Consider the following 14,527-nt stretch of genomic DNA (forward strand, 5'->3'; position numbering starts at 1 on the left):
ACTCAGTCGCGGGCCGAAGTCCGAAATATAGCGCCCGCCACCGCTGTAGAGGGAGGCGGGCGGCCGTTTGAAACGGACCTCAGCCCGCCCGCTCGCCTCAGCCCGCCAACCCGTACCAGAGCGCCAAACACAGGACCCCGCCACACAGGCCAAGCGCCATCGGCCCGCGCCGGTCCGGGGCCAGAAACCTAAACAGCTGCGACAGCCGCCCCAGCACCGCAAAGGGCGCAACCGCACGCCAGACATCGCGCTCCACCTTCGGCCCGCCGGTTTCGATCACGCTGGGCAAATGGCCGATCGCCCGCAATAGGGGGCGGATCAACGCGCGGCTCTTGCTCTGTGTCGGCCGCCGCCCGGCCGCGGCGGCGGCAAGGGCCGGAACCAGCCCGTCCATGTCATTTGCCCAATGGGCGCGGTAGAGGATCACGCCGTCGGGCGACACCAGATAGGCCGAGTTCGGCTTTGGCCCCAGCGCCCGGTGCAGGCGGCCATCAATCGTATCCACGACCACCTCGAAATGCGCCCCCATGAAGGCGCCAAGCTGGCGCGCATGGGCATGTTTCTGGGCCTGCGTCTTGGGCTGGGGGATGTATTCGCCGGGATGTGCCTCGCGGGTATTGACCAGAACAAACCGGATCTTGGCGCCAAATTCCGCGTGCAGCCGCGCCAGCGGCGCGCGGGCGCTGACCGTGACCGGACAGGTGCGGGATCCAAACACCAGCAGCACCGGGCGCGGGCCGAGCATATCGCTGCGCAAACGGCCAGGCTCCTCATCTGTCGCCCCAACGCAGGCCAGATCAAATGCGGGCAGCGGATCGCCCGGTCCCGGATCGCTGCGGCGAAAGCGCAGATCATCCAGGATCAACCCGGTGGTGAATCTGTCATAGGCATACCGCCCGCGCGCGGTGGTGTCACCGGGGCCGGTCTGGCGCAATTCGCTCATCTGCTCGCTCTTTCTTTTTGGGGGGCTGGCAGCCCTGTGCCAGGCAACTTTGATGTGAACAAATCCATGCAATCAACTTGCAAATTTCGCCCAAGGCAGTGCAAAATTGTTCACCCCTTCACATCAGGACCCTTGCCATGGCGATGAACCCCGGTGACCTGCTGATCCTGCAGGCCTTTGAGACGCAAACGACCTACAGCGCCGCCGCCCGCGCGCTGGCAGTGTCCCATACCACCGTCGCCCGCAAGATCCGCGAGCTGGAACAGCACTATGGTGCCTGTCTCATCGAACGCATCGGCGACCGCGCGGTCCTGACCGCCGAGGGTGAGGCCGCCGTCCGCACCGCCCAGGCCATCCGTCAGGAACTGCGGGCGCTGGAGCGGCGGATCGAGGGGCGGGACCAGGGGCTGTTCGGTGATATCACCCTGACAACGGTGGATGTGCTGGCCTGGCATTTTATGGATCGACTCAGCGCCTTTTGCCGCCGCTACCCCGAGATTTCGCTGACAGTGCACGCGGAAACCGCTGTGCGCAGCCTGTCGCGGCGCGAGGCCGAGGTCGCGCTGCGGCTGACCAACGCCCCGGAGCCCTATCTCTATGGCAAATGCATCGGGCGGTTCGACTTTCGCCACTACAGGGCCGCGCGCGGCCCTGCCGGACCAGGGACAGGGCAGGGGACAGAGGCCGGAGCAGGGACAGACGGCAAGGCAGAGGGCAAGGCAGAGACAGGCGCAGACCCGGGGGCCGCAGCGCCCTATTGGCTGGACTATGCCGGGCAGGACTGCGCGGCCCGCTCGGCGGAGTGGTTCCGCCGCTGTGCGCCGGGACAGGCGGCGCGCTCCTTTTTGCCCAGCCCGCTGATGATGATGCACGCAATCGAGGCAGGCATGGGCGAGGGATTGCTGCCCGACCAGATCGCCGCCGGGCGTCCGGGCCTGCGCGCGGTCGGGGCGGAGATTGCCTATTCGCTCGATCTCTGGCTGTTGACCCCGAAAGAGCTGCGCCAGACCGCACGGGTGCGGGCCCTGTTCAAGGCGCTTGGCTGAACCCCGCCCCAAAGGCCGCCGCCGTCACGGACTGCGCCCCATACCGGTGGCTGCCGTCACCTCAGGCGGAGCCGGTGCCGGTGGTTGGGGTGGCGTCTGGAATCTCGTACCATTCCGGTTTTTCGGCGATGAATTCGTGGAACTGGTTTTGCAGGCCACAGGCGGTGTCCAGGGCGTTTGCGGCAATGGGAAAACTGTCCTCATCCGACAGGATCTCGCCCAGCGAGCTGCCGCAGATCCGGCAGAAACAGCGGGTGTATTTATAGGGCGCGTCGGGTTGATACTGCGCGACCTGATCCTGGCCGCAGACCCAGGTCAGATCATCGCGTTTGACAAAGGCAATGGTGCTGGCCCCGGCCTTGCGGCAGCGGCTGCAATGGCAGGTGCCCATCATGGAAGGTTTTGTTTTCAATTGAAATTTGACGGCGCCGCAGCAACAGCTTCCTTCGATCATCTGGTCTCTCCCGGGATTGAAATACACCGGAACAATACGTGAACAAATGCGCGCGCACAATCACCAATCCGGCGCGGTGTCCCGGTTCGGGCAGAAAAAAACCGCCCCGCAGCAACCTGCGGGGCGGTCTTGAATGTGGGGGCCGGATGTTCTGGCCGAATGGCGCGCGCCGCTCAGAGGCTGCCGGAGGCGTAGAGGGATTCGTAAATCGGCCCCAATGTTTTATCCTCGAACAGCGAGGAGACCGACGTGCCGTGCCAGATGTTGAGGATCGCTTGTGTGAACAGGGGCGCGGTGGGCACAATGCGGATGTTCGGCGCCCCCAGAATGGCCTGGGTCGGCTGGATCGTGTCGGTCAGCACCAGCGATTTCATCACCGAATTTGTCACGCGTTCCACCGCCGGGCCGGACATGACGCCGTGGCTGATATAGGCGTGAACTTCCTGCGCGCCGTTGTCCAGCAGCACCTGCGCCGCCTTGCACAGCGTGCCGGCGGTGTCGCACATATCGTCGACGATCAGGCAGATCTTGTCCTTCACGTCGCCGATCACCGTCATCTCGGCGATCTCGCCGGGCTTTTCCCGACGTTTGTCGACGATCGACAGCGGCGCGTTGATCCGCTTGGCCAGCTCGCGGGCGCGGGCCACGCCGCCCACATCCGGCGAGACCACCATGATATCATCCATGCGATCCTTGAACTGCGCCTTCACGTCCAGTGCAAAGATCGGCGAGGCATAGAGGTTGTCGACCGGAATGTCGAAAAAGCCCTGGATCTGCGCGGCATGCAGATCCATGGTCAGGATGCGTTCGATCCCGGCGCCGGTCAGCATATTGGCCACCAGTTTCGCCGAGATCGGCGTGCGCGCCTTGGTGCGGCGGTCCTGACGGGCATAGCCGAAATAGGGGATCACCGCCGTGATCCGCGACGCCGACGAGCGGCGCAGCGCATCGGCGATGATCAGCAGCTCCATCAGGTTGTCGTTGGCCGGGTTCGACGTCGGCTGGATGATGAACATATCCTCGCCGCGCACATTCTCGTAGACTTCGACGAAGATCTCTCCGTCATTGAAGCGTTCGACCCGGGCACTGACGAGATCCTGATCGACCCCCCGGTGCAAACTCATCCGGCGCGAGATTGTTTTGGCAAGAGGGAGGTTGGCGTTCCCAGCGATAAGCTTGGGTTCGTTCAAGGTCGGCATTGGCTGTTTTTCCCCAGGCAGCAATGTGACAGATTCGTGATGTTGAACCCCGCTTAACATGTGCATAGGGTCAGGCCTAGTTCTAAGCGCAAGGATTTGCCCCCATGTCTTCCCAGTCTCCCGCGATCGACTATTATTTCTCGACCATTTCGCCCTTTACCTATCTCGCCGGGCAACGGCTGGAGGCGGTCGCCGCCAAACATGGCGCGACGGTGACCTACAAACCGCTCGATATCATGGCCCTGTTCGGGCGCACCGGCGGCACCCCGCCCAAGGATCGCCACCCCGCGCGTCAGGCCTATCGCCTGGTGGAGATGGCGCGTCAGGCGGCCCGCCTCGATATGCCGATCAACATGAAACCGGCCCATTGGCCCACCAATGCCGCGCCGGCCTCCTATGCCATCATCGCCGCACAACGCGCAGGCGGCGGCGATCTGGGGGCATTGGTGCATGCCACCCTGCGCGCGGTCTGGGCCGAGGACAAGGACATCGCCGAGGACACGGTGGTCCGCGCCCTGCTGGACGGCGCCGGTTTCGACCCCGCGCTGGCGGACAGCGGCCTGCTGACCGGCGCGGAGATCTATGCGCAAAACCTCGAGGATGCGGTCAAGGTCGGCGCCTTTGGCGCGCCGTTCTATGTGACGGCGGATGGCGCGACCTTCTGGGGACAGGACCGGCTTGTCGATCTGGACTGGCATCTTGCGGGGCAGGGGACCCCCGCCGCGTGAGCCTGGATATGTCAAGCCTGCCGCAAGCGGTCTATCACCGCCGGTTCGGCACCGGACCGCGTGCGGTTTTCGCCGTGCATTGCTCGCTGGCCCATTCCGGTGCCTGGCGTGGCCTGGCCGCCGCACTGGGCGAGACGGCCGTGACCCTCGCCGCCTTTGACCTGCTGTCCCACGGCAAAAGCCCGGACTGGGACGGCGCGGGCCAGTTGCAAGGCCGCAATGCCGCGGCCGGCCTGCCGCTGCTGGAGCAGCAGGTGGCCGACGCCGGCGGCCCGGTCGATCTGATCGGTCATTCCTTCGGCGCCACCGTGGCGCTGGCCATGGCCGAGGACCGCCCGGATCTGGTGCGCTCTCTGACCCTGATCGAGCCGGTGCTCTTTGCCCTCGCCGGGGCCGAGGACCCGGCCGCGCTGGCGCAGATGCGGCAGGATCACCGGGCCGTGCGTGCCCCCTTTGAGGCCGGCGCGGTGGATCAGGCCACCCGCCTGTTCAACCGGGCCTGGGGCACGGGCCACCCGAAATGGCCGGACCTGCCGGAGCGCGCCCGCGCCGCCATGGTGCGCGCCTTTCCGGCGGTGATGGCCTGCGATGCGCAGGTCTATGAGGATGAGGCGGGCCTCGTGGCCCCCGGCGCGCTGGAGGCGCTGTCGATGCCGGTGCTGGTGATGCAGGGGGGCGAGACCCAGCCGATCATGGCGGCCGTGACGCGCGGCCTGGCGCGGCGTCTGCCCGATGCTGAGATCGCGGTGATCGCGCAGGCCGGACATATGGTGCCGGTCACCCATCCTCAGGAGGTCGCAGATGTGATCGCGCCGTTCTGGGACAAAAGCCCAGACAGAACCTAGCGCCGGGCGGCGCCTCTCTCAGGCCCGGCGCGTCCCCTCGGCACCCCCGGCCTCGCAGGGCGTCCGGACCAGGTGCCAGTGCAGGGGCCAGTGCAGGGGCCAGAGGAACTGACGGCAGACCAGGGGGCCGCCGGGGCAGGCGCCAGGCCAGCGAAGGCTGCACCCGGCCGGGGCGCTCAGCCCGGCTCGTCGATGATATAGTCTTCCCACTCTTCCAGCGGCGTGACGAATTCCGATACGGTCATGCCCCGCACCGACACCCCGGCGCGATGCACGCTGTCCGGGTCGCCGGTCAGCAGCGGGTGCCACTCCGGCAGCGCCTTGCCGTCCCAGAGCAGCCGATAGGCGCAGGTCCGCGGCATCCAATAGGCATGGGTGTCGAGGTTTTCCGGTTTCAGCACGATGCATTCGGGGATGAAACTGTGGCGGTTCTCGTAATGGGCGCATTGGCAGCTCTGATCGTCCAGCAACCGACAGGCCACCCGCGTCAGGGCCACCTCCCCGGTGTCATCGTCTTCCAGCTTGTTGAGGCAGCATTTGCCGCAGCCATCACAAAGCGCCTCCCACTCGCGCGGGGACATCTTCTGCAACGGTTTCTTTTCCCAGAACCGGGGGGTGAGATCCGCGCGGTCGATCTGATTGGTCATATTGGCGTCTTCCCCTACAGGGCGGCAAGAATGGCGCGGGCCTGGGCGCAATCGGCATTCATCTGTGCCAGAAACGGGTCCAGCCCGTCAAAGACCCACTCCGGGCGCAGATAGTCGACCAGCCCGACGGACAGCCTCGCACCATAAAGGTTGCCTTTGAAATCAAACAGATAAGTCTCGATATTGGGGTGCTCGCCGTCAAACATCGGCCGCACCCCGACCGAGGCTGCCCCGTGGTAGCGGCCCTTGTGGGGCCCGTCCAGCACATCAACCAGCACCGCATAGACGCCAAAGGCCGGCGGGTGCAGCCCGTCGATGGACTGGTTCGCAGTGGGAAAGCCCAAGGTCCGGCCACGCTGTTCGCCGCCAATCACCTCGCCCTCGATCCGGTGCCAATGGCCCAGCATGGCGGCGGCGTCGCGCGGACGGCCCTCGCTCAGCGCCGTGCGGATCGCGGTCGAGGAAACCGTATGCTCGGACTGTTCCATCAAGGGCGCTATGGTGACGCCAAAACCCATCTCGGCGCCAAAGCGCACCAGATCGGCAGCTGTGCCCTGACGGCCCTTGCCAAAACAGAAATCCGCCCCCACCACCACATGCGCCAGCCCCAGCCCGTCGGCAATCACCCGGCGGGCAAAATCCTCGGGCGCCAGCGACGACAGCGCGTGGTTGAAGTTCAGCTGATAGAGCTTGTCGACGCCGATCTTTTCCAACCGATGCGCCCGCGCCTCGGGCGACATCAGACGAAAAGGCGGCGCTGTGGGGGCAAAGAACTCCCGCGGATGCGGCTCAAAGGTCATCACGCCAAGCGGCGCCTGCGGCATCGCCCGCCGCGCCAGATCAATGACCGACCGATGGCCAAGGTGAATGCCATCGAAATTGCCGATCGCAACGGTGGCCCCGCGATCCTGCTCTTCGACGTAGTGATAATCCCGGATGATGCGCATGGCGCTTCCCTAGCCCCCGGCGCGGGGCGGCGCAAGAGCGCTGTGACCTGTTGCGGCCCATGTCCGCACCGGGCGGCACCAGGCCCACGCCAATTTCCAATGCGCCCCCCGGACCGAGGCGCCGCCAAACCGGGACCTGCGCACATCAGGGCCACCTGAACTTCATCTTTTCCAAAATACCTCCGCCGGAGGCGCCCGCCATATCGCCCTGACACAGGGGGCTGAAACCGGGTCCCGGACCGGCGCGCCACTCTGGCGTCTCTATCAGGGGGGACCCGTACCGCCGGAGGCTCCGCCTCATGGTGCGCATTGACGGGCCTGTTGCGCGGCCGCCGTGCGCCCTTTTCACCGGATCCACACCCGGACCGGCTAGGCTGGTCAGGATCGATCAGAAGATGGGGGCGCGGGATGGCTGTGGGCAGCGCCGCGCCAAAGGGAACCACCGGCCCCGATAAAAAGGGGATGGCGGATGCAGATGCACAACCAGCAGGCCCGGCGTGGCCTGCCCGACCTCCCGTTCAGAAGCGGTACCGCGACCCGTCCATGTGATAGAGATCATCGCAGCCGGACCAGATCCAGATCAAACACGACCGTCCGGGCCGAGCCCCGTGACGGCCCGTCGGGCTGGCGCCACTGCCGCCCAGGCTCAGTCGAATTTACGCGACGGCGCCATCACCATTGCCTCGCCCACCAGAACCTTCTTGCCATCGACAATACAGCGGCAATCCAGCCGCACCCGGCGTTTGTCGATCTCGATGCCGGTGACCTCCACCTCCGCCAGCACCATGTCGCCGGGGCGCACCGGGGCCAGGAACTTGAGGTTCTGGCTCATGTAGATGGTGCCATGGCCCGGCAATTGCTCACCAATCACCGCCGAGACCAGCCCTGCGGTCAGCATGCCATGGGCGATGCGGCCATGAAACATGGTGTCCTGGGCATAGCTTTCGTCCAGATGCACCGGGTTGCGGTCGGTCGAAACCTCGGCGAACAGCTCGATATCGCGATCGGTGATCTGTTTGCGCAAATAGCGCACCATGCCCATTTCGATGTCTTCGATGCAGATCGTGCCACGGGTGAAGTTGTCCAACATTTCGGCCTCCTTGAATCTGAAAGCGCAACAACTGTGCTTCATTTCACTTTTTGATGAAACTTTATTACCTCGCAGCCGCAGAAAGTCAAGGCCGAGAGTCCCTGCCACCCGCCCCCTGTGGCCCCGGCGCAGCCCGGCGGGCGCCCTGACGGGCGACAGCAAAAGACCCGCCTTCTCCGGGCGGAGAAGACGGGTCCGTTGGCGCGATGGTGCGCCGCTTAGCGCAGAAAGCCGATGGCGTAGGTGGGGGCGATCTCTTCGAGCTGGACGTAGCGGCCAAGGGCGTCCGGATCCGGCTGCGTCTCGGTGGCGGTGTCCCGCGCGGCCAGGCCGCCGGTGATGAACAGCGTGTCCAGCCCTTCGCCCATGCCGCCGGAAACATCGGTCTGCGGCCCGTCACCAATCGCCATGATGTCCTCATTGGCAAAATGGTGGCCCAGCTCCGCCAGCCGTTTGCGGGCCAGATCGTAAATCGGCGGGTAGGGCTTGCCGAAATAGAGGCTCTCGCCGCCCATCTCGGTATACAGCCGCGCCAGCGCCCCGGCGCACCATTCGCGCACCTCGCCCCGGTCGACAACGATATCGGGGTTGGCGCACAGGAGCTTCAGTCCCATCTGTTTGGCATAGAGGAAATCGGGGCGGTTCACCTCCGGGTCGGCCAGCGTATCAAACGGGCCACAGCAGACGATGCCCTCGGCCTCTTTCAGCGGGACACGGGTGATCTCTACCGGGTCATGCACCACTTTCATCGGCGCGAAAAAGCCGGCGTCGCGCTCGGGTTCGCCCATGAAATAGACCTTGCGGCCGACCGCCCCGGCAAACATCGCCGCCCGCGCCGAATCGCCGGAGGTGGCAATGGTGTCATAGGCATCCTTCGGCACCCCGAATTGCGCCATCTGCTCGGCCACGCCCGCGCGGGGTTTGGGAGAGTTGGTCACCAGCACCACCACGCCACCGGTGGCGCGATAGGCCTGCAGGGCCGCGACGGCCGCCGGATAGGCGGTGATGCCATTGTGCACACAGCCCCAGAGGTCGACGAACAGCGCCTTATAACGGCTGGAGATCTCGGAAAGATTGGAAATGATCTGGGTCATGGGGCTGCCTCAGGAAGGGAACGCAAACTCGCGTCCCTCCTATGGCAGAGGCGGCCCCATTTGGCCAGATCTTCAGCCCTTGGGTTTGGGCGGGGTGAAGCGTTTGGACGTGTCCGAGGCGCTGCGGGCCTTGTTCTTCTTGCTGTTGGCCTTGCCTTTGGGGGGCGGCGGGCCTTTGGGCTTGTCCGAGCGGGGCTTGTCGGCCCAGGGTTTGTCGGAGCGGGGTTTGTCCGACCGGGGTTTATCCGAGCGCGGCTTGTCTGCGCGGGGCTTGTCGGACCGCGGTTTGTCGGCCCAGGGTTTGTCCCCGCCGGTGCGCGGCTTGGCGGGCCGGGCCTTGACGCTGCGTTCGGGGCCGTCGTCACTGCGCTCGCGGCGCGGGCCACGGTCCGGTTTCGGGCCCCGGTTGAAGTCGCGGTCGCCGCCGCGGTCGCCCCGATCCCCCCGGTCGCCGCGATCCCCACGATCACCGCCTTTGTAGCCACCGCCCTTGCCGCCGCGATCCGGACGGTCACCGCCCTTGCGGAACGGCGGTTTCTTGCGCTCGGGCAGGGTCGGCGCGGTGGCCAGACGTTCCAGCTTGGAGCCATCGTCCAGCGCCATATCGGCGCCCAGCGTGGTGGCAAAGCCGTCGGCCTTGGTCTCGACAATCTCGGCATAGCTGACATCATCCAGGATGCGGATGGCGCCAATCGATGTCTTGTCGATGCCGCCGGCCTTGCACAGCATCGGCAGCAGACGGCGCGGGTCGGCGCCGGCATTGTAGCCACCGGCAATCGAGAACCAGACGGAGGGGCCAAAGGGCACGCGCTCCTTGGGCTTGCTGCGGTCGGCTTCGGAGGGTTCGGTCAGCTCTTCGGGGGCGGAGCGGGCGGCGGACCAGAGCCGCAGATACCCCGCGGCCAGCTGTTCGGCGCTGAAGCTCTCGACCAGTTTCGCCAGCGTTTCGGCCTCGCTCTCGGGACCTTCCTCGGTCCAGATCGGATCGGCCAGCATCCGCTCCATATCGCGCTCGCGCACGGCGTCGGCCGAAGGGGCGTCCTGCCATTCGGCGCTCAACTTGGCTTCGCGCAGCAGCCGCTCGGCCTTGCGGCGTGACCGCGGCGTGACGATCAGCGCGCTGGCGCCTTTGCGCCCGGCGCGGCCGGTGCGGCCCGACCGGTGCAGCAGGGTTTCATGGCTGGAGGGCAGATCCGCATGGACCACCAGATCGAGGTTCGGCAGGTCGATGCCGCGCGCTGCCACATCGGTGGCGACACAGATCCGGGCCCGCCCGTCGCGCATCGCCTGCAGGGCGCCTGCGCGCTCCGCCTGGCTCAGCTCGCCCGACAGCGCCACGACCTGAAAGCCGCGGTTTGACAGGCGGGTCAAAAGCCGGTTCACCGCCGCGCGGGTATTGGCAAACACGATGGCGTTGGGCGCCTCGTGATAGCGCAGCACGTTGATGATGGCGTTTTCGGCGTCATGAGGGGCCACCACATGGGCGAGATAGGAAATATCGCTGTGCTGGGTGCCGGTCGAAATGGTCGAGATCCGCTGCGCGTCGCGCTGATAGGTCTGCGCCAGCGCCGCGATCGGTTTGGACACCGTGGCCGAGAACAGCAGTGTCTGACGCTCGGCGGGGGTCTCTTCCAGGATGAATTCCAGATCCTCGCGAAAGCCGAGGTCGAGCATCTCGTCGGCTTCGTCCAGCACCACGGCAGCAATATTGCTGAGGTCGATGGAGCCACGGGTGATGTGGTCGCGCAGGCGGCCGGGGGTGGCAACCACGATATGGGCGCCCCGATCCAGGGCGCGGCGTTCGTCGCGCATGTCCATGCCGCCGACACAAGACGCCAGCACCGCGCCGGCATCGCCGTAAAGCCAGCTCAGCTCGCGCTTGACCTGCAGCGCCAGTTCACGCGTCGGGGCGATCACCAGCGCCAGCGGTGCGTCGGCGCGGCCAAACGTGTCCGCCTCGCCCAGCAGGGTCGGTGCAATGGCCAGGCCAAAGCCCACCGTCTTGCCCGAACCGGTCTGCGCCGAGACCAAAAGATCCATGCCCGCCAACTCCGGGGCTGAGACGGCCTCCTGCACGGGGGTGAGAGTCGTGTAACCACGGCGCTCGAGCGCCTGTTGCAGGGAGGGTTTCAAAATTGGCATTCCGATCATGGAGAGTAGGGCGAAGAAGGTCGGGTGCAGAAGGCACCACTGAAATAGGTGAAGGTCGCGCATATAACGCAGGCCGATGGCTTTGTATAGCACAACCGGAGCGTCGCACGTGCATGGCTGCCTTGCGTTTGACGGCGGAGCTTTGCCCACGTCACAGCCTGCAGATGACGGCTCGATACGCGCTCTTGTCGCGCATCGCAAGCAGGATTATTGTTCTGCGGGTGCGTCATCCCCGGCGCATCCGGTCTGTTGCGGTGTGCCCGGCACCCGCCAGGCGACCGGCCCAGCGGTTCTTCAACTAGGTCTCTCAGAATAGATGGAAATGCATATGTTTCGCCCCGCGTCGCGGTCCCTGATCTTCGCAGGTGCGCTGGCCACGCTGGCCGCCTGCGGCACCACCTACGAGCTGCCCGACAGCGGTGGCGCCTATACGGATGAGGCCGGGCGGCTGTTTGCCGAGGCGCGCGCCTCCGGACCGGTGACGCCGCTCTCTGCCGCGGCCGCCGAAGCGCGCTATGCCCGGGTGATGCCGCGGGTGGCGCGGGCGGGGCGCGAGATCTGCCAGCAGCTCAACACCGGGGTGACCTGTGAGGTGGATATCGCGCTGGACCGGCAGATGGAGGAGCGCAACGCCTATTTCACCTATCAGGGCAACCAGCCGGTGATCCGCATTTCGCTGCCGCTGGTTCAGGATACCGGCAGCGATGACGAGGTCGCCTTTGTGCTGGCCCATGAATACGGCCACCTGATCGGCCGCCATGTGGAAAAACAGCAAAGCCAGGTGCTGGCCGGGGCGTTGATCGGCGGGGCGCTGGGGGCTCTTGTCGGCGACAGCAGTGATGCGGTGGCGCTCGGGCTTGGGCTTGGGACTGCGGCGGGCGGCATCGTCTATTCCCAGGCCTACGAGCTGGAGAGCGACACCATCGGCACCCGCATCGCATCGGCGGCCGGCTATGACCCGGTGCAGGGGGCCAGGTTCTTTGCCCGCGCCGAAGCGGCCAGAGGGGGCGCCGGGGGCTATTCGATCTGGGGCACCCATCCGCCGGACCGCAAACGGGTGGCGACGGTGCTGGCCACCAAGGCGCAGATCGACGCCCAGCAGGGCCTGCGCCCCGCCCCGTAACCGCGCCACCGCTGCGCGCGATAGACGCCTGACGCCTGGCGCCTGTCAAACGGAAAAACGCCCGCTGGTCCCAGCGGGCGTTTTGCAGGTCTGAGGCAGCGCCCCGGCCGGGCCGGGACCCTGCCGGCCGGCGTCAGACCTTGAGGTTCGGGATGATCTGTTTCTTGCGCGACATGACGCCGGGCAGCACCACGGTGGTGCCTTCGGCGGTGACGCCAAAGGATTTTTCGGCCACGGTTTTCACCAGGTCGTTGGGCACCAGCAGGGTGGCTTCTTCCTTGAGGATATCCACCACGAAAAGCAGCACCTGATCGACGCCGTCTTCGGCCTCGACGGTCTTGAAGGTCTCGATCAGGCTGTCGATGCGGCCCAGCGGGATCTCCGGCGCAGTGGTTTCCAGCACGGAGACGCGGAATTTGGTGCCATCGACCTCGTATTCCTTGGAGTCCATACGGATCAGTTCCGCGTCGGAGAAGGCGGAGACATCGGATTTCGCGGCGAACATCTCGGCGGCATAGGCCGCGATGTCGAGGCCCAGATCAGAGGCCAGTTGTTCTGCCACGGCGCGGTCATGCGGCGTGGTGGTGGGCGAACGGAACTCCAGCGTGTCCGACAGGATGCAGGTCAGCGCCGCGCCTTTGATAGTGTCGGGCATGCGGGCCGCGTCATCGCCCATCAGGTCGATCATGATGGTGGCGGTGCAGGCCAGCGGGCGCACGGTGATCTCGATCGGGCCTTTGGTTTCCAGGCCGCCGACCAGCTTGTGGTGGTCGATGATGGCGCGGATGTCTGCGGAGTTGATCGAGGCGGGCAGCTCGGCGGGGTTGTTGGTGTCGACGATGACCACCGGCGCGTCGGCCTCGACATCTTCGATGATCGCGGGGGTGTCAAACCCCCAGCGGGTCAGCATGAAGGCCGCCTCGGTGTTGGGCGTGCCCAGCAGCACTGGCGTCGCGGCCTCGCCCTTGACCTCGTTGAGGTACCAGGACCAGATCAGGGCAGAGCCGGTGGTGTCTGTGTCGGGAGATTTGTGGCCGAATACTTGAATGGTCATACGAATAGTCCTGTCTGACGGGTCTGTTGCCGCGCCTTATAGCAGGGAGGGACGTTTTGTCACCCCATCTGTGTGCAGGTGCAGCATTGTGTGGGGTGCAAGGCTCGGCCGCTGCGGCGGGACGGGCCCTGCGGTGGTTTCAGGTGCTGCCGGCGCGCCGGAGCTGGTAGCCGCGCGCGGCCAGCAGGTTCAGCAACCCGGCCTCGCCGCCGAGATGCGCCGCCCCCACCGCCACCATCACGGATTGCGTCGGACCCGGGGCGGTTGCGGCGTCCAGCGCGGCCTCGAGCCGGGTGATCCAGGCGCGGTTGCGCTGGTCCAGCACCGAGCGGTCAAAACCGCGCAACAGCCGCTGCACCTCGCTGCGGGCGACGGGCAGGTCGCGGTAGAGCATCCAGCTCATCAGGATGCGCCCCTCGGTCAGCCGGTTGTCGAAATAGGATTCGGAGAGCGTCACGAACAGGTCCTCGTGGCGGGTGTCGCTTCTGAGGTCGAGCATCAGCATCCCGACCTGATCGGCGAGCGGCAGGGCGGCCAGGGCGGCCAGCCCGGCCTCTGGCGCCTCAAGCCCGAGGGTCGGGATGGCATGGAACCGGGCAACCCGTTCGATCCGGTCGTCCAACCCGCGCCGGCTGCCAAATCCGCGTTTGCGGCAATCGGTGCCGGTGAGAAAATCCGACAGATACCAGGGCTGCATCAGGGCGGCCATCTGCGGCTCGATTCCCATCTCCGCAAGGCGGCTGCTGAGGTCCTGCCAATCCTGCGCCCCCATCATCCGGTCCAGTCGCCGGCCTGCGGGCAGCAGGAAATATTGCGCCATCGCCTCCTGCTCCTGATCGGCCGCGCGCATCTGGGGTTCGGTCACCTCGAGAAAGACCGCATCCATCTGCGGGATCAGCGGGCGGATCTGGCGCATCATCGCGAACATGCGGGCGTCGCCGCTGTGTTGGGTGCCGATCACGTGAATGCGGCGGCTGCCCTTTTGCGCGATCCAGTGATTGCCAAGCGCGTAGGGGACCTTGGTCAGGGCCGCATCCAGCCGGGTGCGGCCGCTCTCGGTCAGGTGATCGCGCAAATCGGCGCCGGTGCAGCGCGCCTCTGCCAGGCCCGGCGCGACGGCCAGCGACAGGGACAGGGTCAGGGTTAGCGACAGGACCAGGGCCCGGGCCAGGCGGCGGGGGGCCATGCGATGGCGCAGGCCATGAG

14 protein-coding genes are annotated in these 14,527 nt (G+C 66.2%); 4 read left to right on the plus strand and 10 right to left on the minus strand.

Annotated features, from left to right (window positions below):
• Window positions 1-97 precede the first annotated feature (97 nt).
• Complete coding sequence (locus TRIHO_RS19545; protein ID WP_068247791.1) at window positions 98-943, minus strand: deiodinase-like protein; 846 nt, start codon at window positions 941-943, stop codon at window positions 98-100.
• A 137-nt stretch (window positions 944-1,080) separates the two neighbouring features.
• Here TRIHO_RS19545 and TRIHO_RS19550 point away from each other — a divergent pair, with 137 nt between their 5' ends.
• Window positions 1,081-1,989 carry a LysR family transcriptional regulator gene (locus tag TRIHO_RS19550; protein ID WP_068247794.1) on the plus strand — a complete coding sequence of 303 codons (909 nt, stop codon included), beginning with the start codon at window positions 1,081-1,083 and terminating at the stop codon, window positions 1,987-1,989.
• A 61-nt stretch (window positions 1,990-2,050) separates the two neighbouring features.
• Here the strand turns inward: TRIHO_RS19550 and TRIHO_RS19555 are convergent, their stop codons facing one another.
• A complete protein-coding gene (locus TRIHO_RS19555; protein WP_068247797.1) occupies window positions 2,051-2,443 on the minus strand; it encodes a GFA family protein in 393 nt (130 codons plus the stop codon).
• A gap of 173 nt (window positions 2,444-2,616) precedes the next feature.
• Complete coding sequence (locus tag TRIHO_RS19560) at window positions 2,617-3,642, minus strand: ribose-phosphate pyrophosphokinase (RefSeq protein ID WP_068247800.1); 1,026 nt, start codon at window positions 3,640-3,642, stop codon at window positions 2,617-2,619.
• 104 nt (window positions 3,643-3,746) lie between these two features.
• Here TRIHO_RS19560 and TRIHO_RS19565 point away from each other — a divergent pair, with 104 nt between their 5' ends.
• Window positions 3,747-4,370 carry a 2-hydroxychromene-2-carboxylate isomerase gene (locus TRIHO_RS19565; RefSeq protein ID WP_068247803.1) on the plus strand — a complete coding sequence of 208 codons (624 nt, stop codon included), beginning with the start codon at window positions 3,747-3,749 and terminating at the stop codon, window positions 4,368-4,370.
• Complete coding sequence (locus tag TRIHO_RS19570) at window positions 4,367-5,215, plus strand: alpha/beta fold hydrolase (protein ID WP_082705226.1); 849 nt, start codon at window positions 4,367-4,369, stop codon at window positions 5,213-5,215. The genes TRIHO_RS19565 and TRIHO_RS19570 overlap by 4 nt, the downstream gene beginning before the upstream one ends.
• Before the next feature lie 176 nt (window positions 5,216-5,391).
• On the opposite strand, the gene TRIHO_RS19575 is transcribed toward TRIHO_RS19570, so the two are convergent.
• The 5 genes from TRIHO_RS19575 to TRIHO_RS19595 all read right to left on the minus strand — a co-directional run bounded on the left by TRIHO_RS19575 (window position 5,392) and on the right by TRIHO_RS19595 (window position 11,135).
• Window positions 5,392-5,862 (minus strand): YcgN family cysteine cluster protein, encoded by a 471-nt coding sequence (locus tag TRIHO_RS19575; RefSeq protein WP_068247809.1) that lies wholly within the window; start codon window positions 5,860-5,862, stop codon window positions 5,392-5,394.
• A gap of 14 nt (window positions 5,863-5,876) precedes the next feature.
• Window positions 5,877-6,809, minus strand: coding sequence for a bifunctional riboflavin kinase/FAD synthetase (locus TRIHO_RS19580; protein ID WP_068247812.1), 933 nt, complete (start codon window positions 6,807-6,809; stop codon window positions 5,877-5,879).
• A gap of 646 nt (window positions 6,810-7,455) precedes the next feature.
• Window positions 7,456-7,899, minus strand: a complete 444-nt coding sequence (locus TRIHO_RS19585) for a MaoC family dehydratase (RefSeq protein ID WP_068247834.1) — start codon at window positions 7,897-7,899, stop codon at window positions 7,456-7,458.
• A gap of 218 nt (window positions 7,900-8,117) precedes the next feature.
• A complete protein-coding gene (locus TRIHO_RS19590; protein WP_068247815.1) occupies window positions 8,118-8,993 on the minus strand; it encodes a TIGR01459 family HAD-type hydrolase in 876 nt (291 codons plus the stop codon).
• A gap of 72 nt (window positions 8,994-9,065) precedes the next feature.
• Window positions 9,066-11,135: a DEAD/DEAH box helicase gene (locus TRIHO_RS19595; protein ID WP_068247837.1), complete on the minus strand. Its 2,070-nt coding sequence runs from the start codon at window positions 11,133-11,135 to the stop codon at window positions 9,066-9,068.
• Between the two features lie 337 nt (window positions 11,136-11,472).
• On the opposite strand from TRIHO_RS19595, the gene TRIHO_RS19600 reads away from it, so the two are divergent.
• Window positions 11,473-12,267, plus strand: a complete 795-nt coding sequence (locus TRIHO_RS19600; protein ID WP_232367841.1) for a M48 family metalloprotease — start codon at window positions 11,473-11,475, stop codon at window positions 12,265-12,267.
• A gap of 133 nt (window positions 12,268-12,400) precedes the next feature.
• On the opposite strand, the gene TRIHO_RS19605 is transcribed toward TRIHO_RS19600, so the two are convergent.
• Window positions 12,401-13,321 carry a manganese-dependent inorganic pyrophosphatase gene (locus TRIHO_RS19605; RefSeq protein WP_068247821.1) on the minus strand — a complete coding sequence of 307 codons (921 nt, stop codon included), beginning with the start codon at window positions 13,319-13,321 and terminating at the stop codon, window positions 12,401-12,403.
• Window positions 13,322-13,460: 139 nt separating this feature from the next.
• Window positions 13,461-14,527 (minus strand): TraB/GumN family protein (locus tag TRIHO_RS19610; RefSeq protein ID WP_332307243.1); only part of this gene is annotated, 1,067 nt, incomplete at its 5' end.

The sequence above is a fragment of the Tritonibacter horizontis genome, from assembly GCF_001518015.1.
GTDB classification, from domain to species: Bacteria; Pseudomonadota; Alphaproteobacteria; order Rhodobacterales; family Rhodobacteraceae; genus Epibacterium; species Epibacterium horizontis.

Bases quoted from the DNA above. Each gene is read 5' to 3' on its own strand.
- TRIHO_RS19585 (WP_068247834.1), bottom strand. From the start codon at position 7,899: ATGTTGGACAACTTCACCCGTGGCACGATCTGCATCGAAGACATCGAA.
- TRIHO_RS19545 (WP_068247791.1), bottom strand. From the start codon at position 943: ATGAGCGAATTGCGCCAGACCGGCCCCGGTGACACCACCGCGCGCGGG.
- TRIHO_RS19555 (WP_068247797.1), bottom strand. From the start codon at position 2,443: ATGATCGAAGGAAGCTGTTGCTGCGGCGCCGTCAAATTTCAATTGAAA.
- TRIHO_RS19565 (WP_068247803.1), top strand. From the start codon at position 3,747: ATGTCTTCCCAGTCTCCCGCGATCGACTATTATTTCTCGACCATTTCG.
- TRIHO_RS19575 (WP_068247809.1), bottom strand. From the start codon at position 5,862: ATGACCAATCAGATCGACCGCGCGGATCTCACCCCCCGGTTCTGGGAA.
- TRIHO_RS19560 (WP_068247800.1), bottom strand. From the start codon at position 3,642: ATGCCGACCTTGAACGAACCCAAGCTTATCGCTGGGAACGCCAACCTC.
- TRIHO_RS19600 (WP_232367841.1), top strand. From the start codon at position 11,473: ATGTTTCGCCCCGCGTCGCGGTCCCTGATCTTCGCAGGTGCGCTGGCC.
- TRIHO_RS19590 (WP_068247815.1), bottom strand. From the start codon at position 8,993: ATGACCCAGATCATTTCCAATCTTTCCGAGATCTCCAGCCGTTATAAG.
- TRIHO_RS19595 (WP_068247837.1), bottom strand. From the start codon at position 11,135: ATGCCAATTTTGAAACCCTCCCTGCAACAGGCGCTCGAGCGCCGTGGT.
- TRIHO_RS19550 (WP_068247794.1), top strand. From the start codon at position 1,081: ATGGCGATGAACCCCGGTGACCTGCTGATCCTGCAGGCCTTTGAGACG.
- TRIHO_RS19580 (WP_068247812.1), bottom strand. From the start codon at position 6,809: ATGCGCATCATCCGGGATTATCACTACGTCGAAGAGCAGGATCGCGGG.
- TRIHO_RS19605 (WP_068247821.1), bottom strand. From the start codon at position 13,321: ATGACCATTCAAGTATTCGGCCACAAATCTCCCGACACAGACACCACC.